19 protein-coding genes are annotated in these 20,050 nt (G+C 42.6%); 13 read left to right on the forward strand and 6 right to left on the reverse strand.

Annotated features, from left to right (window positions below; all coding sequences use genetic code 11):
• The first annotated feature begins 6 nt into the window (after nucleotides 1-6).
• Complete coding sequence (locus ACXYMT_RS00305; protein WP_459057101.1) at nucleotides 7-1,107, forward strand: sensor histidine kinase; 1,101 nt, start codon at nucleotides 7-9, stop codon at nucleotides 1,105-1,107.
• Nucleotides 1,108-1,126: 19 nt separating this feature from the next.
• Here ACXYMT_RS00305 and ACXYMT_RS00310 read toward each other — a convergent pair whose 3' ends face one another.
• Both ACXYMT_RS00310 and ACXYMT_RS00315 read right to left on the reverse strand, forming a co-directional pair.
• Nucleotides 1,127-1,648: a hypothetical protein gene (locus tag ACXYMT_RS00310; RefSeq protein WP_459057102.1), complete on the reverse strand. Its 522-nt coding sequence runs from the start codon at nucleotides 1,646-1,648 to the stop codon at nucleotides 1,127-1,129.
• 32 nt (nucleotides 1,649-1,680) lie between these two features.
• The gene (locus ACXYMT_RS00315; RefSeq protein WP_459057103.1) at nucleotides 1,681-2,904 is read right to left on the reverse strand and encodes a zinc-dependent alcohol dehydrogenase; all 1,224 of its coding nucleotides are present in this window, start codon (nucleotides 2,902-2,904) and stop codon (nucleotides 1,681-1,683) included.
• A gap of 139 nt (nucleotides 2,905-3,043) precedes the next feature.
• Between ACXYMT_RS00315 and ACXYMT_RS00320 the strand changes: the two genes are divergently transcribed.
• The 12 genes from ACXYMT_RS00320 (at nucleotide 3,044) to ACXYMT_RS00375 (ending at nucleotide 14,399) form a co-directional block, all read left to right on the forward strand.
• Nucleotides 3,044-3,937, forward strand: coding sequence for a sulfotransferase domain-containing protein (locus ACXYMT_RS00320; protein WP_459057104.1), 894 nt, complete (start codon nucleotides 3,044-3,046; stop codon nucleotides 3,935-3,937).
• A gap of 100 nt (nucleotides 3,938-4,037) precedes the next feature.
• Nucleotides 4,038-4,226, forward strand: a complete 189-nt coding sequence (locus tag ACXYMT_RS00325) for a hypothetical protein (protein ID WP_459057105.1) — start codon at nucleotides 4,038-4,040, stop codon at nucleotides 4,224-4,226.
• Between the two features lie 95 nt (nucleotides 4,227-4,321).
• Nucleotides 4,322-4,657: an arsenosugar biosynthesis-associated peroxidase-like protein gene (locus tag ACXYMT_RS00330; RefSeq protein WP_459057106.1), complete on the forward strand. Its 336-nt coding sequence runs from the start codon at nucleotides 4,322-4,324 to the stop codon at nucleotides 4,655-4,657.
• A gap of 148 nt (nucleotides 4,658-4,805) precedes the next feature.
• Complete coding sequence (gene arsS / locus ACXYMT_RS00335; protein ID WP_459057107.1) at nucleotides 4,806-5,861, forward strand: arsenosugar biosynthesis radical SAM (seleno)protein ArsS; 1,056 nt, start codon at nucleotides 4,806-4,808, stop codon at nucleotides 5,859-5,861.
• Nucleotides 5,861-6,493, forward strand: a complete 633-nt coding sequence (locus ACXYMT_RS00340) for a TIGR04282 family arsenosugar biosynthesis glycosyltransferase (protein ID WP_459057108.1) — start codon at nucleotides 5,861-5,863, stop codon at nucleotides 6,491-6,493. Before arsS ends, ACXYMT_RS00340 begins: the two co-directional genes overlap by 1 nt.
• Complete coding sequence (gene msrB, locus ACXYMT_RS00345; RefSeq protein WP_459057109.1) at nucleotides 6,490-7,050, forward strand: peptide-methionine (R)-S-oxide reductase MsrB; 561 nt, start codon at nucleotides 6,490-6,492, stop codon at nucleotides 7,048-7,050. Before ACXYMT_RS00340 ends, msrB begins: the two co-directional genes overlap by 4 nt.
• 11 nt (nucleotides 7,051-7,061) lie before the next feature.
• Nucleotides 7,062-7,892 carry a purine-nucleoside phosphorylase gene (locus ACXYMT_RS00350; RefSeq protein WP_459057110.1) on the forward strand — a complete coding sequence of 277 codons (831 nt, stop codon included), beginning with the start codon at nucleotides 7,062-7,064 and terminating at the stop codon, nucleotides 7,890-7,892.
• Nucleotides 7,893-9,188, forward strand: coding sequence for an NAD(P)/FAD-dependent oxidoreductase (locus ACXYMT_RS00355; RefSeq protein WP_459057111.1), 1,296 nt, complete (start codon nucleotides 7,893-7,895; stop codon nucleotides 9,186-9,188). It abuts the gene before it with no gap.
• Between the two features lie 19 nt (nucleotides 9,189-9,207).
• Complete coding sequence (locus ACXYMT_RS00360; RefSeq protein ID WP_459057112.1) at nucleotides 9,208-10,812, forward strand: 4Fe-4S binding protein; 1,605 nt, start codon at nucleotides 9,208-9,210, stop codon at nucleotides 10,810-10,812.
• Nucleotides 10,812-11,507: a glycosyltransferase family 2 protein gene (locus ACXYMT_RS00365; protein WP_459057113.1), complete on the forward strand. Its 696-nt coding sequence runs from the start codon at nucleotides 10,812-10,814 to the stop codon at nucleotides 11,505-11,507. The genes ACXYMT_RS00360 and ACXYMT_RS00365 overlap by 1 nt, the downstream gene beginning before the upstream one ends.
• The gene (locus ACXYMT_RS00370; protein ID WP_459057114.1) at nucleotides 11,507-13,009 is read left to right on the forward strand and encodes a cellulose synthase family protein; all 1,503 of its coding nucleotides are present in this window, start codon (nucleotides 11,507-11,509) and stop codon (nucleotides 13,007-13,009) included. Before ACXYMT_RS00365 ends, ACXYMT_RS00370 begins: the two co-directional genes overlap by 1 nt.
• Nucleotides 13,010-13,022: 13 nt before the next feature.
• A complete protein-coding gene (locus ACXYMT_RS00375) occupies nucleotides 13,023-14,399 on the forward strand; it encodes a glycosyltransferase 87 family protein (protein WP_459057115.1) in 1,377 nt (458 codons plus the stop codon).
• Between the two features lie 106 nt (nucleotides 14,400-14,505).
• Here the strand turns inward: ACXYMT_RS00375 and ACXYMT_RS00380 are convergent, their stop codons facing one another.
• From ACXYMT_RS00380 to ACXYMT_RS00395, 4 genes are all read right to left on the reverse strand, one after another.
• On the reverse strand, nucleotides 14,506-16,305 hold the full coding sequence (locus ACXYMT_RS00380) for a serine hydrolase (RefSeq protein WP_459057116.1): 1,800 nt from the start codon (nucleotides 16,303-16,305) through the stop codon (nucleotides 14,506-14,508).
• Between the two features lie 237 nt (nucleotides 16,306-16,542).
• Complete coding sequence (locus ACXYMT_RS00385; protein WP_168138197.1) at nucleotides 16,543-17,514, reverse strand: deoxyhypusine synthase family protein; 972 nt, start codon at nucleotides 17,512-17,514, stop codon at nucleotides 16,543-16,545.
• Nucleotides 17,507-18,382, reverse strand: a complete 876-nt coding sequence (speB, locus tag ACXYMT_RS00390) for an agmatinase (protein ID WP_459057117.1) — start codon at nucleotides 18,380-18,382, stop codon at nucleotides 17,507-17,509. Before speB ends, ACXYMT_RS00385 begins: the two co-directional genes overlap by 8 nt.
• Nucleotides 18,383-18,447: 65 nt before the next feature.
• A complete protein-coding gene (locus ACXYMT_RS00395) occupies nucleotides 18,448-19,845 on the reverse strand; it encodes a type III PLP-dependent enzyme domain-containing protein (protein WP_459057118.1) in 1,398 nt (465 codons plus the stop codon).
• Nucleotides 19,846-20,050 lie beyond the last annotated feature (205 nt).

Below are 20,050 nucleotides of genomic sequence, written 5' to 3' on the forward strand. Positions count from 1 at the left end.
TATACTATGAGAAAATTCGGGATCATCTATACTAAAAATTCCTCTCTAAACGTCTGGCTGAAAAAAATTGCGATTGCAGTTCTCATCGGCGTCGTCATTCAGTTGATCTTGATTTACGTCAAATACGGCAATTTTGACGATGTTTTCTCCCTTGCCTCATTTTTAGAGTTCACCTTTACATCCCTTTATTTCCTATCGCTCTTTTGGTTATATCCAAAAATTTCCAGTGTTATTCATTCACGAAAAGTTAAAAAGCTTTCCAGTAATGTCGTGAACTTAATTGAAGGATTTTTGGTTGTGGTAAGCACTCTGATTTTAACAGCTCTTACAAAGATCTTTCCCCTGTGGATCATGCTTCTCATTCTGAATTTCTTACTGGACGACTTCAATGGAAAATTCGATTTTGAGGCGATCCGTCAAAGCTCAATTGTTCATGCTTTCCTTGGATTGTTCTTTTATTATTATGTAGAAAGAGAAAGATTGAAGAAGAAGATACAGGCCGAACACCTGCGACTTGCACAGCTACAGAGAGAAGAATTTAAAAATCAGCTGGAAAAGCTAAAAAGTAAAGTTAATCCCGATTTTCTCTTCGGCAGTCTTAATAGTCTGGATTTATTAATTGAAAAAGACCCCGACAAAGCTGTTAAGTTCGTAGGACATCTCTCAAACATTTATCGTTCGTTTCTCAATGAACAGGAACAGCTGGTACCACTGGAAAAAGAAATGGAATTGGCTGAAGCTTATATGTCCCTTCTCAAAATGCAGTTTGGAGATGGTACAAGTTTTGAAATAAACCTGACGCCTCAAAGCCTTTCTCTTTTCTTACCTCCGGGTTCCCTCCAGGTACTCATTGAAAGTACAGTAAGGACAAAAGAGCTGAATGAGGAATATCCACTCAAGATTAAAATATCTTCAAACGAGAACCAACTTTACCTTACATGTGAAGGTCTTGACAAGTATGACCGCGATGGACTGAACAATAGTTTAGAGAACATTAGAGAGAGGTACAGGTACTTATCAAGTGAGAATATTTCAATAAAAGAAAAAGAAGGTTCAATCGAAATTCTCGTTCCTCTGTTAGAAGTAAAATGTGAATTAGAAGAATAAGCCATCGCTGGCTTATAGCCTAATCCCTCCTATCACGGGTCAAAAATAGCAGAACTCCTGCCAGGGCAGCTGCTGTTACAGCCGACTTAAGCACAAAATTTTTCCGGTTATACTTCCATTCCGATTGCAACCCGTGTTCAGCAAAAAGATTTGGTACATGCCCGCTTTTCAGGTCATCAATAATTCCCTCGATTTCCCCAACCCTATCGGCCATTACAAGCGGAAGCCATCGACCATAGCTGGATTCACTGTATTTAAAAGCAAATCTGCGCAGTGCTCCACTCAATCCTTCTGGTGGGAGTGTGCTACCAAAAACTGCCGGAATATTTGGTCGTTCTACAGAACGTAGCACCTCAATATTAACGGGCTGTTGTTCGGGTCGCTCCCAGGAGTATCCTCTAATTTCTTCATCTGTTCGGTTCTTCATGGGATAAGTAGGATCGTTCTCCGGGTCCCGGTCTACTCCCCATCCTTTGATATGGCTGTGGTCGCCCCCTCTTTCATTTCTGAAATCTTCGGGTTTGGTTTGATCTCCGATCATATTTACTTTTTTTTTAATTTTTATTTCTTCTCTTACGCTGTTGGCGGAATAAGAACTGTTTTAATACAGTTGTCCAGCTTTTTACTGAAGATGTGATAACCTTCTGCCACCTCTTCCAGCGGAATTCTGTGAGTGATCATCTCCTTAGGTTTAATGTTTCCGGATTTCACATGCTCAATCATCTTCGGAAGTAACCTTTTGACCGAACACTGACCAGCTCTAATAGTAATTCCTTTGTTCACAACATTTCCAATCGGCACCAGGGCATCAATGGGTCCGTAGACTCCAACTATTGAAACAATTCCGCCTTTCTTGACCGAATTGATTGCCCAATGCAGCGCAGTTGTAGAACCTCCCTGCATCAGCATTTTCCTGCCCAACATGGTGTTCATAGTGTCTCCCGCTGCTTCGGCTCCCACAGCATCTATACATACATCGGCTCCCAAAGAATCGGTAATTTTCTTGATGAATACTACAGGATCTTCCAAGGCTGTAAAGTTGTAGACCTCACATTGAGCGAATTCCTTGACAAATTCCAGGCGGTAATCCAGCTTATCAATAACAATTACCCTGCCTGCTCCAAAAAGCCAGGCACTCTTGGCTGCCATTATTCCTATAGGACCGGCACCAAAAATAACTACAGTATCTCCTTCCTGAATTCCCCCCATTTCAGCAGCCTGGTAGCCTGTTGGCACCACATCAGTTAGCAGTACAGCATCATCTGGATCCATCCAGTCGGGAATTACTGTAGGTCCCACATTGGCGTAAGGCACCCTTACATATTCTGCTTGCCCGCCATGATAACCTCCGGTGGTATGGGAGTATCCAAAAATCCCTCCGGCAGCCGTTGACTGTGGATTGGCCTCGTGGCACATCCCATACATTTCCTGCTTACAAAAAGCACATTTTCCGCAGGCAATATTGAAAGGCACCATCACTTTATCACCCACCTTCACTTCGGTTACCGATGATCCAACATCAACTATTTCGCCAATAAATTCATGTCCAAAAGTTGATCCCACGCGGGTATCGGGCACCAGGCCGTGGTACAGGTGGAGATCAGACCCACAGATACAGGATCTTATAACTTTTACAATAGCATCTTCGGGATGTTCAATCTCCGGGAAAGGACGGTCACGGTCTGCACGAATCCTGAAGGGACCGCGATAATTCATTGCTAACATACTGGTAAGTTTTTCTTTTAAAAATAGCGAAGCAGCTAAGAGATAACCCTCATCTACCTGATTTACTGTCATTTAAAAGTAAACAAAGCAGGATTTAAGGAAAATTATTTAACTATACTTTATGCAGGCCGCACAAACTTTAGGACGCTGCTAACATGGAAATAGGATTTTCTTTAGAGAGAATTTTATAATTTCTTCGGAAAAGCAGAAAATGAATATTCTACAGATTAGTGCTCCAAAATCCGGAAGCTACTGGCTCAACACCATTTTAAAGAAGACTCTTGTAAAGAAAGGCCAGGAAATCTCCTATTTCATAAAGCAGCAACCGGAATATGAGGATCTGAAACAGAAAAAACTTAGTTTCAAGGGACAAGCCGGCACAGATATGCTGGACATTGAAGACCAAGGCACATTTTACCGCGTAAGTTCCTTACTGAAGAAACCCGTTCCCGACCTGCAAAAGTATGCTCAAGAAGCCACTCTCGCCTGGACCCATTCTACCTGGTGCAGCAAAACAGCTGAAGTTTTTACTCTTTTTGACAGGAAAATCTGCATAGTTCGTGATCCACGCGATACGGCACTTTCAGCGGCGAAATTTGCTTTCACCTCTTATATGAAGCAGCATTATCCCACGTCCTACACTTCCGCTGAAGATTTCCTCGAAGGTGAATTTGAGCGACTTCTTGACCAATGGGTTTGGTTCTACGGAAATTACCTGTTGCATTCAGCCAAACTTGATCTGCATTTTGTTTTTTATGAGAACCTGCTGAAGTCTTTTTCGAAGGAATATGATTCTTTACTGAAGTATCTTGAGATTGAACTGAGTAAAGAGGAAAAAAAGGAGATTGAAGAAGAAGTTAGCTTTTCCAGCCTGAAGGAGGAAAGTCCACGGCACTTGCAAAAAGGAAAGAGCCGCAAATGGGTTGAAAAATTGTCTCTTGATCAAATTGAAAAAGCTTCAGTTAAAGCAGGGGCTTTAATGCGCATTTTTGGCTATCCCCTTACTCCCGGAGAGGGCGATAAACTTCCTGCCATTCCGCAGGATATTCCGAAGGAGGAGCTTCAGAAAATTCTGCAAAAGATCAATTGGCAAGAGCTTTATTAGTCCTTCAGTTTTAAACTTTTCATAATTCTGCAGCAGAGAGAGACGACAAAAAGCCATTTCTACTGCCATTTTTGTACCTTTTAGTTTTAAAGTCAGTACTATGGAAATGAACGACAGAACCGAAAACAAAAAATCTACCCCCGTAGAGAACAAAAAGACTGATAAAAAATACCACGTCAACCAGTCTACCGAAGAAAAAACAGGCGGCAACCTGGGGATGATCGCAATTATAGTAATTATTGCAATTGTAGTGCTTGGATTGCTATTCTTCTCGGACGTCTTTGCATAAAAGGTCCCAAAAATGTCAGTTTTGAAAGGTTTTATTTTTTGAAGCCAAAATGTTCCTGACACACTTCTTATCTTAGGGCCTCAAAAAATAATTCTATGTCTAAAACATATTACGACCCTGCCGATCTAAAGAAGTTTGGAAAAATTTCTGAGTGGGATGAAGAACTGGGCAGCAAATTCTTTGATTACTATAACAGTGTTTTTGAAGAAGGAGCTTTGACCGCACGGGAAAAATCCCTTATTGCACTAGCAGTTTCACATGTTGTGCAATGCCCTTATTGCATAGATGCATACACTAAAGACGGCCTGGAACGCGGAATAGAAAAAGAAGAAATGATGGAAGCCGTCCACGTGGGAGCCGCAATAAAAGGTGGTGCAACCCTTGTGCACGGAGTCCAGATGATGAATAAGTACAACAAATTGTCAATGTGAGCAGATCCCAGGAAGCACGAAGTGCTGACGAAGGAGTCGCTCTTCCCAACGAAGGAGGGATACCAGGTAAAGCCGTTGTAGGCAACGGCTCAGAAAGATTCCGAGACTGGACAGACTCTACAGCCTCTAAAACGCAATAAGATAATCCATGCCCACAAAATCCCTACAAGCCCGAAAAAGCAACCTCTCCAATCCTGCCGAACAGCTAAAATACCTTAGCAATGGCATTTTTGGAAATGGGGAACTTCCCTTGTTTAAGGAAAAGGTGGCAGAGACTCAAGCATTTCCGTTAAGGCCAAAAAAGCTGGAGATCCTGCAGCTCAACCTTGGCTATATGTGCAACCAGGTTTGTGCTCATTGCCATGTGGATGCGGGACCCGATCGCAAGGAGATTATGACGCGGGAAACTATGCAACTCTGCCTTGAAGTGATAAGGAAGTCGGGTGCACATACGCTCGACCTTACCGGCGGTGCACCTGAGATGAACCCGGACTTCCGGTGGTTCGTAGAGGAAGCTTCCAAAGCCGGAATTCAGGACTTTATTGTTCGCTCAAACCTTACCATCATTGTTGCTAATAAAAAATATTACGATTTACCTGAGTTTTTTAAGAAGCACAATGTGCATGTGGTTTCCTCCCTTCCGTTTTACAAAAGAGAGAAAACAGATAGGCAGCGTGGCAGCGGAGTCTTTGACAAATCAATTCAGGCTCTGAAAATGCTAAATGCAGTGGGTTACGGCCGGGAAGGCAGCGGACTCAAACTCGATTTGGTCTACAATCCTGCAGGAGCATTTTTACCTGCAGACCAACAGGCATTGGAAAGGGATTTTAAAAAGGCTCTAAAAGAGGATTTTGACATAGATTTTAATGAGCTGTTTTGCATTACCAACCTGCCTATAAGCAGGTTTTTGGAATACCTTATAGCTTCAGAAAACTATGAAGATTACATGACGACCTTAGTGGAAGCTTATAATCCTTCCGCAGTTGAAAATGTTATGTGCACCAACACGCTTTCGGTGAGTTGGGATGGCTGGTTGTATGATTGCGATTTCAACCAGATGCTGGGACTTAAAGTGGCTTCTGAAGTTCAACATTTAAAAGATTTTGACCCCGATTTGCTTCAGGAGCGGGAGATCTGTATTTCGCAGCATTGCTATGGCTGTACTGCAGGTGCCGGAAGTAGTTGCCAGGGAAGTGTGACGTAATGAAAAAAGAAAATCATTCAGAAGAACTACTGTTGATCTTTACCAGAAATCCCAAATTGGGAAAAGTCAAAAAAAGGTTGGCTGCAGGTATAGGTGATGAATCGGCTTTAGAGATCTATAAATATTTACTGAAGCATACTGTTGACGTTACAGAGACGCTTCAGGTGGAAAAGTGGGTCTGTTATTCCGAAGAAATTCCGGAAGAGGATATCTGGAAAAAAGAAGCCTTCAGCAAAAAACTTCAGCAGGGAAAAGATCTTGGGGAGCGAATGGAGAAAGCATTTTCCGAAGCATTTAATCATGGTTTTCAAAAGGTGGTGATCATTGGAAGCGACTTATATGACATCACAGAAGAGGACCTGAAAATGTCATTTTTGGCACTTGATGATCACGACTATGTTTTGGGACCGGCTCAGGATGGAGGGTATTACCTGCTTGGGATGAAGAAGGAAACTCCGCAGCTGTTCTCCAACAAAGACTGGAGCACAGAAAAGGTGTTTAAGCAAACCCTTGGGGACCTGAAACAGGAAAAAGTAAAACTGTTGCCGGTGCGCAATGATATTGATACTTTTGAAGATATGCGGCCGCATGTGCAGTTAATGGAATTAATAGAAAAAAGAGAGAAATTATGAAGAAGATGGCTTTTTTGACAGCTTTACTGATCACGACGCTGATCACTGGCTGCAAGGACGAAGAGAAAAACATGGAAGGCGGTAATGTGATGACCAAGGCCGAGGCAGTGCCGGTACAGACTCATAGTTACGATTCTGTTAGAGCTGATACTATTGAGGTGAACAATGTTTCTATGAGCAAAGAGGAATGGAAGCAGAAACTTGGGCCCCAAGAATATCATATTTTGCGGGAAGCAGGCACAGAACCCGCTTTTCGAAATGAATATTACGACAACAAAAAAGAAGGAATTTACTACTGCGGTGGCTGCGGATTGCCGTTGTACAGTTCCAATACGAAGTTTGATTCCGGCACCGGCTGGCCAAGTTTCTATGCTCCAATAGATCCAAAACTTGTAAAGAGAAAAATGGATCGCCGCTACGGAATGGAGCGGGTGGAAGTTGTTTGTGCTCAATGCGATTCCCACCTGGGCCACATTTTCCCTTATGAAGGAGTTCCAACAGAAGAGCGACATTGCCTTAATTCGCTTGCGCTCGATTTTAAACAAATGGATATTTAAAAAATAATTTAATGCTGAAGTCATTACAAGACACAACAGAATTCCTACAGGCAAGAGGTTTTGAAGACCCTGAAATTGGAATTATCCTGGGCACCGGCCTTGGGAAATTGATAGATGAAATAGAAGTTATCTCAGAGGTAAGTTATAATCACATTCCCGGCTTTCCTACTGCCACGGTGGAGTTCCATAAAGGAAAATTGATCTACGGAAAACTTGACGATAAGAAAGTGGTGGTGATGCAGGGGCGCTTTCACATTTACGAGGGTTATTCCCTTTGGGACGTGACTTTTCCTGTTCGCGTAATGAAGCGTCTTGGGATCAAGAAACTTCTTATTTCTAATGCCGCCGGATCGCTAAATTCTGAATTCAAGAAAGGAGAGATCATGCTTATCGATGATCATATCAATCTGCAGGGAGGTTCCCCTTTAGCCTTTAGAGGCGTAGAGCAGCTGGGAACGAGATTTACAGATATGAGCGCACCCTATGACCAGCAAAGCGGCCGGATAATGCAGGAGATCGCGAAGGAAAATGGCTTTCCGCTGCACAAAGGAGTCTATGCGGCGGTTGTTGGACCTCAACTGGAAACCAGGGCAGAATATCGCTTTTTACGCACCATAGGAGCAGATGCGGTTGGGATGAGCACAGTTCCCGAAGTTATAGTTGCCAATCATTTGAAAATACCCGTTGCCGCAGTCTCTGTCTTGACAGATGAAGGTAATCCAGATGACCTTAAACCAGTCGATATTCAGGATATCATTGAAACGGCAGGGAAAGCAGAACCCAAAATGATTACGCTCTTTAGAGAATTAATCAAGCGCATTGAACTCAAACCTGCGGAATAAATGTCTTCCCCCAAACATGTGGTAATTATTGGTAACGGCGTGGCGGGAATCACTGCCGCGCGTCATATTCGCCGCATTTCTGACAAAAAGATCACCGTTATTTCTGCGGAAAGTGACTACTTCTTTTCCCGCACTGCCTTGATGTATGTCTACATGGGTCATATGAAGTGGGAGCACTTGAAGCCTTACGAAGACTGGTTTTGGGAGGAGAATCAAATTGAACTGAAGAAGGCTTTTGTAGAAAAAATAGAACCTGCCTCAAAAAAGCTCTTTTTGAGAGGTGGCGAAACAATGACTTTTGACAAGCTTATCCTTGCTACAGGGTCGGTTCCTCGTTTTTTAGGTTGGGAAGGAGAAGATCTAAAAGGAGTTCAGGGGTTGGTTTCCAAGCAGGACCTGGAATTGCTGGAAGAGAATACCCGCAATTCCCAAGCTGCGGTGATCGTTGGCGGAGGATTGATTGGTGTGGAACTGGCTGAAATGCTTCACACCCGAAACATTTCTGTGACCATGCTCATTCGGGAGAAAGCGTTTTGGCAAAACGCTCTGCCTCTTCAGGATGCAAAATTTATCTCGCGACATATCGAAAGTCACGGCATTGTTCTAAAACATGAAACGGAACTGAAAAAGATCAATGGTAAAGATGGATGGGTTTCTTCAGTAGAAACTTCATACGGAGAAAATATTGAATGCCATGTACTGGGCCTCTCTGTGGGAGTGCAGCCAAATATTGCTTTTTTGGAAGGTTCAGGATTAGAAACTGATCAGGGAATACTTGTAGATCGTTATTTGCAGACCAGTGTGCAGGATGTTTATGCCATAGGAGACTGCGCACAGCACCGGGAACCGGCAAGTGGCCGCAAATCGATTGAAGCAGTGTGGTATACCGCCCGAATGATGGGAGAAACAGTGGCACAGACTATTTGTGAAAACCCTTTCGCGTATAAACCCGGTCACTGGTTTAACAGCGCAAAATTCTTTGATATTGAGTATCAAACCTACGGAAATGTATCTGCTAATCCTGAAGAGGGCGAGCAGCATTTTCATTGGGAAAGTAAAAAGAGGGACAAAGCATTAACTATTGCTTTTGATCCAGGATCATACAAGTTTCTTGGTGTCAACAGTTATGGAGTAAGAATGCGCCATGAGGTTTTTGACAGCTGGCTAACTGAAGAACGGGACCTGGAATTCGTTCTAAAAAATTTACGCCAGGCGAACTTTGACCCGGAATTCTACGCCCGGCACGAAAAGGAGATTTTTAGTAGTTTTAAAAAGAATTTAGTAAGACAGACCTAACGGTTTTTAACTCCCTACGATGTCTACACCACACAATAACATGTCTCTCACAGGAGAACCACCCGCAAAACTTTCTACCACTCAAAAGGTGGCAACAGGGATTGGCTGGACCGGTATCTTTATATTCATCCTCGCGCTTTTTAATCTTCAGTTGTCGAATATTTTTCTTTGGGGTGCGCTTATCCTAATTGCTGTGGGAGTAGTCATCTTTGCAAACGACCTTTACATAGGAAAATCGGCCGGCGTGAAGAATGACGGAGTCTGGTTCAAAGACATTTCCTCAAGGGGAATACTGGCCTGGGGTACCGGTATCCTCCTCACCTTATTTTACATAGTCCTCTACTGGTTTCCGCAATACCTGGGATATAATCCTGACGGTGCCAATACCGGCTTAGTAGCCCTCTTTGATCCTCTCAGCAGATTGATTAGTGGTCATCCTGCAAGTCAGTGGTTTGTTTACGGAACTTTATACACTCTTGCCATCCTGGCATTCGGATATAAGTTCCTGCTCAAATACCGGCATAACAAATACGAAGTCCTCCGAACCTATTCGGTGATGTTTTTCCAGCTGGGATTTGCGTTCCTAATTCCGGAGATCCTTATGCGGCTTAATCAGCCGTATTTCAATCCGGTGAATATATGGCCGCTGAACTACGACCTTTTTGCCGGCTATAAGTTATCGGAGTTCTTTTCTGCCGGAAACATCGGGCTGCTCATGCTCTTCTTCGGAATCGCTTCTATTTTTGTAATTACTCCAATCCTTACCTACTTCTACGGAAAAAGATGGTACTGCTCCTGGGTTTGCGGCTGCGGCGGACTCGCAGAAACTGCCGGCGATCCATACCGGCATTTATCTGACAAAAGCCGCTCTGCATGGAAATTTGAGAGATATATCATACACACTGTATTGGTCCTTGTAGTGATAATGACCATTGCTGTAGTTTATTCATTTTTGAATGAAAATCCCGGCCAGTTCTGGCTGGATAAAAACATATTCCTCCTGGGGTCGGCAGCATTTCTCGTGCTGCTGTTTGGGCTCATTTTTATTTTCAAAAGGCATAGGCTGGCACGGGATGCAAAAAGAGGAGCTGTTATTTCTCTGAGCATTGTTCTGGCCATCATTGCTGTATTCTATTTCAGCGGCATGACATATGGTTACCTGCTTAGGCAGTGGTACGGTTTTCTAATTGGTGCAGCTTTTTCGGGAGTAATAGGAGTAGGTTTTTATCCGATTTTTGGAAACCGCGTTTGGTGCCGCTTTGGCTGCCCTATGGCTGCAGTGCTGGGAATGCAGCAGCGGCTGTTTTCCAAGTTCCGCATTACGACAAATGGAGGACAATGCATTTCCTGTGGTAATTGCTCCACTTACTGTGAAATGGGAATTGATGTACGGGCATATGCGCAAAAAGGCGAAAATATCGTGCGTTCCAGTTGTGTTGGCTGCGGAATTTGTAGTGCAGTTTGTCCGCGTGGGGTTTTGAAACTTGAGAATGGCAGTCTCGATGGCAGGATCAATTCAGATGCAGTCTTGTTAGGAAACGACGTGGATCTTCTGGACCTGATCAAACAACAGAAAGTAGCTACCCGTGATCCTCATTCCTCACCTTTCAGCAACAAAAAATAATGCCGTTTCCCCTCATAAAAGTTATAATTCCTGCCTACAACGAAGCCGATTCGATTGGTCTTGTGGTAAAAGATGTACCTGAATTTGTGGATGAGGTGATCGTGGTGAGCAACAATTCCACAGATAATACTGAACAAACCGCCGCACAAGCAGGAGCTACGGTGCTACAGGAATCCAGGAAAGGTTATGGCTACGCCTGTCTCAAGGGAATAGATTACGTGGCCCAGCAACCGGAAAAGCCTGAAATTATCGTATTTTTAGATGGAGATTACAGCGATTATCCGGAGGAATTGAAAAAGATCGTGGAGCCAATCCTGAAGCGGGATAAAGACCTCGTGATTGGCGCCAGAGTAAAACGCTGGCGGGAAAAAGGGGCAATGACCTTTCCGCAGATCTTTGGGAATTGGCTGGCAACAAGTCTCATGAAGTTGTTTTTCAATGCGAGATTTACAGATCTTGGGCCCTTCAGAGCAATAAAGTATGATAAGCTGCTCGCTCTCAAAATGGAAGACAAAACCTATGGCTGGACAGTGGAGATGCAGCTAAAGGCGCTAAAAAAGAAGTACAGCTACGAAGAAGTACCTGTGCACTACCGCAACCGGATTGGAGTATCAAAAGTTTCGGGTACTGTAAAGGGAGCTTTTATGGCAGGAGTAAAGATCCTGACCTGGATCTTTAAATACAGTTTCAAATAATGGAGATAGCAGTGTTGATCATATTTTCCCTGTTGATGTTGGCGGTATTCCTTTACAGCCTGTCTCTGCTACATCTGCTGATCAACTTCCGAAAAAGCCGGAGAAAAAAAGATACCTCTCAAAAATGGGATTTTTCAGACCCTTCCCAAATTCCCTTTGTCACTATTCAGCTGCCGCTTTACAACGATAAACCCGTAGTTGAACGCCTGCTTCGGAATATTGCCCGAATAGATTACCCACTCGACAAGCTGGAAGTACAGGTGCTGGATGATTCCACAGATGATTCCAAAGCTCTTTCATCTAAAATTATTTCCGAACTAAAAGCTGAAGGATTTCCCATTTCACATATTACCCGAAACAACAGGAAAGGCTTTAAGGCCGGAGCACTTAAAGCCGGACTCGAAATTGCAAAAGGTGAATTTGTTGCCATTTTTGACTCCGATTTTTTACCTCGACCCGATTGGTTAAAAAAGACGATTCGGCACTTTAAAAACGCCCGGCTTGGTGTGGTGCAGACCCGCTGGGGCCATTTAAATGAAGATTACTCTTTGCTAACAAAGCTGCAGGCATTTCTGCTCGATTACCACTTTGTGCTGGAACAAACCGGCCGTAACTTTGGAAAGAACTTCATCAATTTCAACGGGACCGCCGGAGTGTGGCGAAAAACCTGTATTCTGGATGCTGGCAACTGGGAAGGAGATACGCTTACGGAAGATCTCGATCTTAGCTACCGCGCCCAACTTAAAGGTTGGGAGTTCAAGTACCTGGAAGAAGTTGTAACTCCTGCCGAACTGCCAATAACTATAGCAGCCGCACGCTCCCAGCAATTCCGCTGGAATAAAGGAGCAGCGGAAAACTTTCAGAAGAACTACAAACAGGTTCTAAAGCATGAAGGGCTAAGCCTGAGCACCCGTATTCATAGCTTTTTTCACTTGCTCAACAGCAGCTTCTTTTTCGTTGTCCTTTTAATGGGCATAGTAAGTATTCCGGTGCTCTTCCTTCTGGATGATCCTGCCTACAGCAACTTGTTTACCGCGATGACAGTTTTTGTGCTGAGTCCCCTGATATTTTTTATAACATATTATTCGGCTTATAAGGAGCTTCATAAAAATGACCAACTTTCTTTTCTAAAATTTCTCGGCCTTTTCGTCACCTTCTTTTCCATTGCCATGGGGCTGTCCCTTCACAATTCAATTGCAATTTTAGAAGGACATTTTGGAAAAAAAAGTGAGTTCATAAGAACTCCGAAATTCAATCTTGGCAGCAAGCAAGAATTGTTTAAGAAGACCGGCGTGAAATGGAATTTTCAATTGATCCTTGAAATACTGTTGATGCTTCTTTTCGCCTTCGGGATTTTTTCTGCATTTAAAATCGGCACCTATAGCCTCCTTCCATTTCATCTCATGATGTTTTTCGGCTTCTCATATGTGGTTTTATCTTCTTTGAATATTGAAATCTTTTCCGGTAAAAAATCAGACCTCACAGGTTTTGAAAACCTGTGAGGTCTTGTGTAGTATGAAGAAATTTCTCAACTTCCACAAGATTCCGCTCCTCATCTTTCTTAGCTGCTGCGCTTTTTACCTGGCCTTTGCCTACGACCTGGAAAGAACAGGTTTTTTCAAACTTTTGACCCTCTACGGCGGACTTTTCTTTCTGAGCTGGAAGTTCTTTCAAATGCAACGTCACAACCTGAAAGTTCTTTTAGTTGCTGCTGTAATTTTCCGTCTGCTCTTTCTGTTTGCAACACCTAACCTCTCCCAGGATTTCTACCGCTTCATCTGGGACGGCAGGTTATTACTAGAAGGTATTAATCCTTATCTGTTTACCCCTGCGGAATATTTTGCTTCCGGAAATCTGCCAATCGAAGGAGCGCAGGAGCTCTACGAAGGCATGGGTAACCTTAGTGCCGGAAATCCCACTAATTATCCGCCGCTCCACCAGCTCTACTTTGCACTTGCTGCACTTCTCGGCGAAAAAAGTATTCTGGCCTCGGTAATCTGGCTGCGGATCTTCATCATAGCCGCCGATATAGGGATCTTCTACTTCGGAAGGAAAATTCTTAAGAACCTCAACCTGCCAGAGAGCAACATCTTCCTTTATCTCCTGAATCCGCTGATCGTAGTAGAACTCGCCGGAAACCTGCATTTTGAAGGAGTAATGCTGTTCTTTCTTATCTCAGCCTTGTATTTACTGCAGCGTCAAAAACGGCTTTTTAGCGCTCTTTTATTTTCCTGTTCTGTTGCTGTAAAGCTAATTCCGTTAATGTTCCTTCCATTACTTTTTAGAAGGCTGAAGTGGAAAAAAGCAATTTCATATTATTCAGTTACAGGAGTTTTGCTATTGCTGTTCTTTCTCCCGTTCCTTTCAGGCGCATTTGCGGAGAATTTCTTCAGCAGCATAAATCTGTGGTTCCAAAAATTCGAGTTCAATGCCAGCTTTTATTACGTCATCCGGTGGATAGGATATAAGATTGAAGGTTACAACATCATAGAATATGCAGGTCCGGTATTGGCCGCTGTAGTCTTTTTTTTAGTTCTGTTCTTATCCCTCTTCCGAAGAAATTCAGAAATAAGAGATCTTCTAACAAGCATGATGTTTGCCTCCGTCATCTATCTCTTCCTGGCCACCACCGTGCATCCATGGTATTTGGCTACACCGATACTACTATCGGTGTTCACCAAATACAAATTTGTACAGGTATGGAGTTTGATAGTTGTGCTGAGTTATTTCGCTTATTCTCAACCGGATTATGCTGAGAATTTGTGGCTCGTTGCCATGGAGTATGTTATTGTGTTGGGAGTAATGTTCTTCGAAATTTTTTCGCAAAGACCGCAAAGGTTTTCTGCAGAGGACGCAAAGAAGGATCTGAAGATTTCACACGAAGCAAAATAAGGTCAAAGAAGACCACTAAGAAAAATGGACAGGGGGAAGGAATCTTAACTTATCACTGATTTATCCGTGCATCAGTGGCTGATAAAGACTAGAGAAATGGATTTATCTATTCCTTCGCTACAATCCCCTCCTGATCATAAGGTATATGATTCTTCCATTTCCAGGGAGTGTAAATATCTTTGAGAGCTACGTCCAGGAGTTCTTTGTAGATACTTTCCCCGTTCTCGCTATTGGTCATAATGAGAATTCCTTTTCCGGCTTCAGGAAAGACCACGGAATAATGTTGAAAGCCGCTGCCGTGACCACCTTTGGATACTCCCCATCCATAAGGGGTTTTGAATACTTCGGAACCAAGGCCACAGGATAATTCTATATCATCATTGAGGTCGCCTTCTTCCTGAGCCAAAGGCCCAAATTGCCTCAAAGTGCGAATTCTTATCTGCGGACTAAAGATCTCATTCCATGATTCATTACTGAGAAGCTCCCGATTTAAAACAGCTATTAAGAAAGTATTATAATCTTCAAATGTGGTTTCCATCGTACTGGGCGAACGAGGTTCATTATCCTTATCCTTTTTATAGGCCTGGCTTTTTTTATTATGACCGTGGGCGTAATCCTGTTCAAACTCCGGTTGCCACTCGTAGCTGGAGTTTTCCATACCTAAAGGTTTGAAAACAAGTTTCTGAGCCAGTTCCTCGAAAGGTTTTCCGGTGATCTTTTCCAGGACTACCTGCAGGTAAACCATTCCTTCACCCGAATATATGTATCCACTCCCCGGCTCCTGTTTTACCCGCAGTTTCTTGTCAGGTTCAAAAAATCGCCAGTTTGGAAAACCGGAAGTATGCGCCAGGGCCATTCGGGCCGTGATCTTGTGATACAGAGAATCATGTTTAAGATCAGAATAATCATCATGCCAGTCAGCTTTAGGCTCGTAGTCATAAATTTTCTTCGGAAGGTAAGACTCCAAAGGGGTGTCGAGATCAATCACGCCATCCTCTACTAACTTCATCGCAATAACCGCGAATACAGCCTTACTCAAAGAAGCTCCATACATATTGGTCGTCCTGTGAAGCTTCCTGCCGTCGTTATTATTCGCGTATCCAAAAACTTCTGAATACGCCGGCTGATTTTCGTTATAAACAGATAGTGCCAGTCCGGGAACATTGGCTTCTTCCATAAGATACTTCACATGTTTTGTGAGAGAGTCAGCAGATATTGTTGAACCATCCAGTCTTTCTATCTCCTGTGCAAAACCGGATCCCGAAAAGCAAAAGAAGAAAATAATCGCAGCGGCTGCGGCTTTATTAGAAGCTTTGCTTTTCCTCTTCTTCCTTAAAAAAGGAATCGAGAGTGGGTAATAACTTTTCATGTTATTCAAGGCCGTAAAGATATTGACGAGCATTACTACTACAGCGTAAGGAATAATTAATAACATGAGGGTTAGTAGAGAACCCCAGTTGACAAATATCCGACTAATAAGTATCCCAATTAAAGCCAACAGCAGAAATAGGCTGACCATTGAAAGATGAAAATTCACCACTTTTCTTCCGTGTTCATCATAGATCTTGCTATCCTCGCGCTTATGTATCCACAAGAACAGCGGAATAAATATATTAGCTAAAGGCACCACAAAACCTATAAAGGGAGTTGCGTGCATTAGCAGTAACCATTTCTTCTGAATGCTCTCCTCCTTTGGATCTTCAAGGACGATAAGCTCATCTACTTCCACTTCTAAAGCAGCAGCTATTAACTTAATGGTTTGTAGGTGCGGATCGGTTTCTCCTTTTTCGATTCTTTGAATTGTGCGTACTGTTACATTGGTTCTATCTGAAAGGTCTTTTTGAGTCAGCCCTTTTAATTTTCTCTGATAAACGAGATTTTCAGCAAGTTTGTTTTTATCGTCCATATCATTTAATGTTTGAAACAAAACTACCTCAAAAAGGCTGTTTTTTGGGTGACATTTAAGTGTCACCTGTATGTCATTTCCGCATAAATAGTGACTTTACGAGCCACGAGAACTATTTTAGTCACAATTTAAGAATAAATAGTAAGTTGGAAAGCTTGAGGGACAAGAGGTCCCAAAAAAGCAAAAATCCCAGAGGCTGTGCCTCCGGGATTCTGATAAATCGTTTCAGAAATTTCTTTACATATCCAGAATGTGAGCAAAGATCAATGGCGCCACAATTGTCGCATCACTTTCTATCACAAATTTTGGAGTGTCTTTATCTAGTTTTCCCCAGGTGATCTTTTCATTTGGCACAGCCCCTGAATAAGATCCATAGCTAGTTGTGGAATCAGAGATCTGGCAGAAATAGCTCCAGAATGGAATATCATGCATCTCCATATCCTGGTACAACATAGGCACCACACAAATTGGAAAATCGCCGGCTATACCTCCACCAATCTGGAAGAAACCAACTCCATTATCTGTGTTCTTCATATACCAGTCGGCAATAAAGCCCATATATTCAATACCGGATTTCATGGTACTCGCCTTCAGCTCTCCTTTCATCACATAAGAGGCAAAGATGTTACCCATGGTACTGTCTTCCCATCCGGGCACTACCATTGGCAGGTTCTTTTCGGCTGCGGCATACATCCACGAATCCTTCAGGTCGATCTCGTAATATTCTTCCATCACTCCGCTAAGCAACAGCTTGTACATGTATTCATGCGGAAAATATCTTTCCCCTGCAGCTTCAGCATCCTTCCAGATCTTCACAATGTGCTTCTGAATTCTTCGGAAAGCCTCTTCTTCAGGAATACAGGTATCAGTCACCCGGTTGAGTCCGCGCTCCAGTAGGTCCCACTCGTCCTGAGGTGTTAGATCCCGGTAGTGAGGCACGCGTTCGTAATGAGTATGAGCAACAAGATTCATGATATCCTCTTCGAGATTGGCACCGGTACAGGAGATGAATTGCACTTTATCCTGCCGAATCATCTCTGCGAAGATCTTCCCGATCTCTGCAGTACTCATAGCGCCGGCCATGGTAACCATCATCTTGTTTCCCTTGTCCAGCTGCTCCCGGTATCCTTTTGCAGCATCCACAAGGGCTGCAGCATTAAAATGTTTAAAATGTCTTTCGAGGAATTCTGTAATTGCTCCTTTACTCATCGTCTTCGTCTTCAGTATTATTTAAATATTTGAATTTGTAGCTCAACATCTTATAATAAAGCTTAGCGGCTAAAAAGTCTGATGACCTTTCATTCTCATTTGGATTAAGCTCTACAATATCAAATCCTACTACGTTTTTCTTTTTGAACATCAACTTCAGGAATTCCAGAGTTTCATACCAGAACATTCCTCCCGGCTCCGGGGTACCTGTAGATGGCAGGATAGAAGGATCAAATGCATCAAGATCGATCGTGATGAACACGTTTGGTGTCATTTGGCCAATAGCATCGTCCATCCAGTCCTCATATAGATCATGAGCCCAGTAAACCTGATTCTCATCCATATGATCTAGTTCTGAAACATCCATAGAACGAATCCCAACCTGAATAAGGTTAGTCTTCTTACTCGCTTCGTGCACTGCACAGGCGTGATTGCAGGTAGTGCCATCATATTCCGGGCGAAGATCGGCGTGGGCATCGATTTGCACTACGGTAAGATCTTCAAAGCTTTCATTGAAAGCCCTGATCGTTCCAATAGAAATAGAATGTTCGCCTCCAAAAATCGTAACGAATTTCTCCTGCTTTATATAATTTTTGACGGTTTTATGTACCGCTTCTACCATTTTCTCTGGCGAGGAATTTTCGGTCACCGGCGGAGCAAGATAGACTCCTTTTTTGTAGACTTCTGTACGGGTTTCGATATCGAACAGCTCCATATTTTCTGAAGCTTCCAGAAAAGCATCGGGGCCTTTATCGGCACCCTTACCCCAGGTACTCGTTCCATCATAGGGAACCGGGATCAAAACTACTTTTGCGTCATCTAAACGTGCATACTTGTCCGGAATGCCGGCGTAATTCTTTTTATTCATTTTGTTAGCGATTGTTGTGTTCTAATTGCTTCAATTATATATAATTAAAAATAAAAAATTCGCTACTATTTCTCGTATCCGAGAATTTTGAGAAAATCCTGAGGCTCCTGCTGCTCGCTAAATAACCTGGTCTCCAAATTTCCGTCTTTGTCTTTATTGATAAGGATCTGTTTTGGCTGTGGAATGAGACAGTGCTGTAATCCGCCAAAACCACCTATGGTATCCTGATAGGCTCCTGTATTAAAAAAGCCAATATAAAGTGGTTTTTCTTTCTTGTACTTGGGTAGATAAATTGCGTTGGTATTCTGCTCGGAATTGTAATAGTCATCGCTATCACAGGTCAGTCCGCCGAGTAATACCCGTTCATATTCATCGTTCCAGCGGTTCACCGCCAGCATTACGAACTTTTTACTTATTGCCCAGGTATCTGGCAAGGTGGTAATGAAAGATGAATTTATCATATTCCATTTTTCCCTGTCGTTCTGCTGTTTCTGGTAAAGGATCTCATAAATAGCCCCGCCACTTTCACCTACTGTAAAAGAACCAAATTCAGTGAAAATATGAGGTGGTTCAACTTCGGCTTCGTCACAGGCGATCTTAATCTGGTTAACGATTTCCTCCACCATATACTTATAGTCATATTCAAAATGAAGGGAGTTCTTCACCGGAAATCCTCCACCGATGTTCAGGCTATCAAGACTTGGACAAATGCGCTTCAAATTAATGTATACCTTGAGACATTTCAGTAATTCGTTCCAGTAATAGGCAGTATCTCTAATTCCTGTATTAATAAAGAAGTGCAGCATCTTAAGCTCCACCTGGTCGTTATCCTTGATTTGTTTATTAAAAAAAGGAACTATGTTCTTATATCCTATTCCCAATCTGGAAGTATAGAATTCGAATTTAGGCTCCTCTTCTGAAGCTATCCTTATCCCAATCTTGTATTTGCCATCTATTGCTTCTGAAAGCAGATCGATCTCTTCATAATTGTCGATGATGGGAATGCAGTTATAATGGCCGTTGTTAATAAGATTCGCAATATTGCTGATATAACCATTCCTCTTAAAGCCGTTACAGATCACATAAGTATCATTATTGATCTTTCCTTTTTTCTTCAGGTTCTCGACAATATTGATGTCTACCGAAGCAGAAGTCTCAATATGGATGTCATTCTTTAAAGCCTCATTAAGCACATGCTCAAAATGAGAACTTTTTGTGCAGTAACAATAGTTATAAGTACCGGGATAATCATGCTTTTTAAGAGCATCGGCAAACCAGGTCTTGGCTTTATTTATATTTTCTGAGATCTTGGGGAGATAAGTGAACTTTAAGGGAGCTCCATACTCTTTTACCAGTTCCATGAGATCAATTCCATGAAAATGCAGTTCACTACCTTCTACTGTAAATTCTTCCTGGGGGAAATAGTAAGTTTGGTCGATGAGATCGCTGTACTTCGTATTCAATTTTTACGTAATAAGGATTAAAGTTAAAAAGTAGAAATTATAAGCCAATGCTGAAAAAATAAGGTGATAAATCTTTGTTAAGGCTGCAGCAGCCTAAGGTGGAAGAGTATGAAAACCAAACGGAAAAAGTCCGCGGCAATTCTTTCATTGTTGTGCTTATAAAAAGCAAATGTATTAAAAAGCCGGAAAGCTGCGGGATTTTTTT

This window comes from Salinimicrobium sp. CAU 1759 (assembly GCF_054482715.1).

Excerpts from the sequence above, each read along its gene's own strand:
- ACXYMT_RS00305 (WP_459057101.1), top strand. The coding sequence starts at position 7 with ATGAGAAAATTCGGGATCATCTATACTAAAAATTCCTCTCTAAACGTC.
- ACXYMT_RS00310 (WP_459057102.1), bottom strand. The coding sequence starts at position 1,648 with ATGATCGGAGATCAAACCAAACCCGAAGATTTCAGAAATGAAAGAGGG.
- ACXYMT_RS00315 (WP_459057103.1), bottom strand. The coding sequence starts at position 2,904 with ATGACAGTAAATCAGGTAGATGAGGGTTATCTCTTAGCTGCTTCGCTA.
- ACXYMT_RS00320 (WP_459057104.1), top strand. The coding sequence starts at position 3,044 with ATGAATATTCTACAGATTAGTGCTCCAAAATCCGGAAGCTACTGGCTC.
- ACXYMT_RS00325 (WP_459057105.1), top strand. The coding sequence starts at position 4,038 with ATGGAAATGAACGACAGAACCGAAAACAAAAAATCTACCCCCGTAGAG.
- ACXYMT_RS00330 (WP_459057106.1), top strand. The coding sequence starts at position 4,322 with ATGTCTAAAACATATTACGACCCTGCCGATCTAAAGAAGTTTGGAAAA.
- arsS (WP_459057107.1), top strand. The coding sequence starts at position 4,806 with ATGCCCACAAAATCCCTACAAGCCCGAAAAAGCAACCTCTCCAATCCT.
- ACXYMT_RS00340 (WP_459057108.1), top strand. The coding sequence starts at position 5,861 with ATGAAAAAAGAAAATCATTCAGAAGAACTACTGTTGATCTTTACCAGA.
- msrB (WP_459057109.1), top strand. The coding sequence starts at position 6,490 with ATGAAGAAGATGGCTTTTTTGACAGCTTTACTGATCACGACGCTGATC.
- ACXYMT_RS00350 (WP_459057110.1), top strand. The coding sequence starts at position 7,062 with ATGCTGAAGTCATTACAAGACACAACAGAATTCCTACAGGCAAGAGGT.
- ACXYMT_RS00355 (WP_459057111.1), top strand. The coding sequence starts at position 7,893 with ATGTCTTCCCCCAAACATGTGGTAATTATTGGTAACGGCGTGGCGGGA.
- ACXYMT_RS00360 (WP_459057112.1), top strand. The coding sequence starts at position 9,208 with ATGTCTACACCACACAATAACATGTCTCTCACAGGAGAACCACCCGCA.
- ACXYMT_RS00365 (WP_459057113.1), top strand. The coding sequence starts at position 10,812 with ATGCCGTTTCCCCTCATAAAAGTTATAATTCCTGCCTACAACGAAGCC.
- ACXYMT_RS00370 (WP_459057114.1), top strand. The coding sequence starts at position 11,507 with ATGGAGATAGCAGTGTTGATCATATTTTCCCTGTTGATGTTGGCGGTA.
- ACXYMT_RS00375 (WP_459057115.1), top strand. The coding sequence starts at position 13,023 with ATGAAGAAATTTCTCAACTTCCACAAGATTCCGCTCCTCATCTTTCTT.
- ACXYMT_RS00380 (WP_459057116.1), bottom strand. The coding sequence starts at position 16,305 with ATGGACGATAAAAACAAACTTGCTGAAAATCTCGTTTATCAGAGAAAA.
- ACXYMT_RS00385 (WP_168138197.1), bottom strand. The coding sequence starts at position 17,514 with ATGAGTAAAGGAGCAATTACAGAATTCCTCGAAAGACATTTTAAACAT.
- speB (WP_459057117.1), bottom strand. The coding sequence starts at position 18,382 with ATGAATAAAAAGAATTACGCCGGCATTCCGGACAAGTATGCACGTTTA.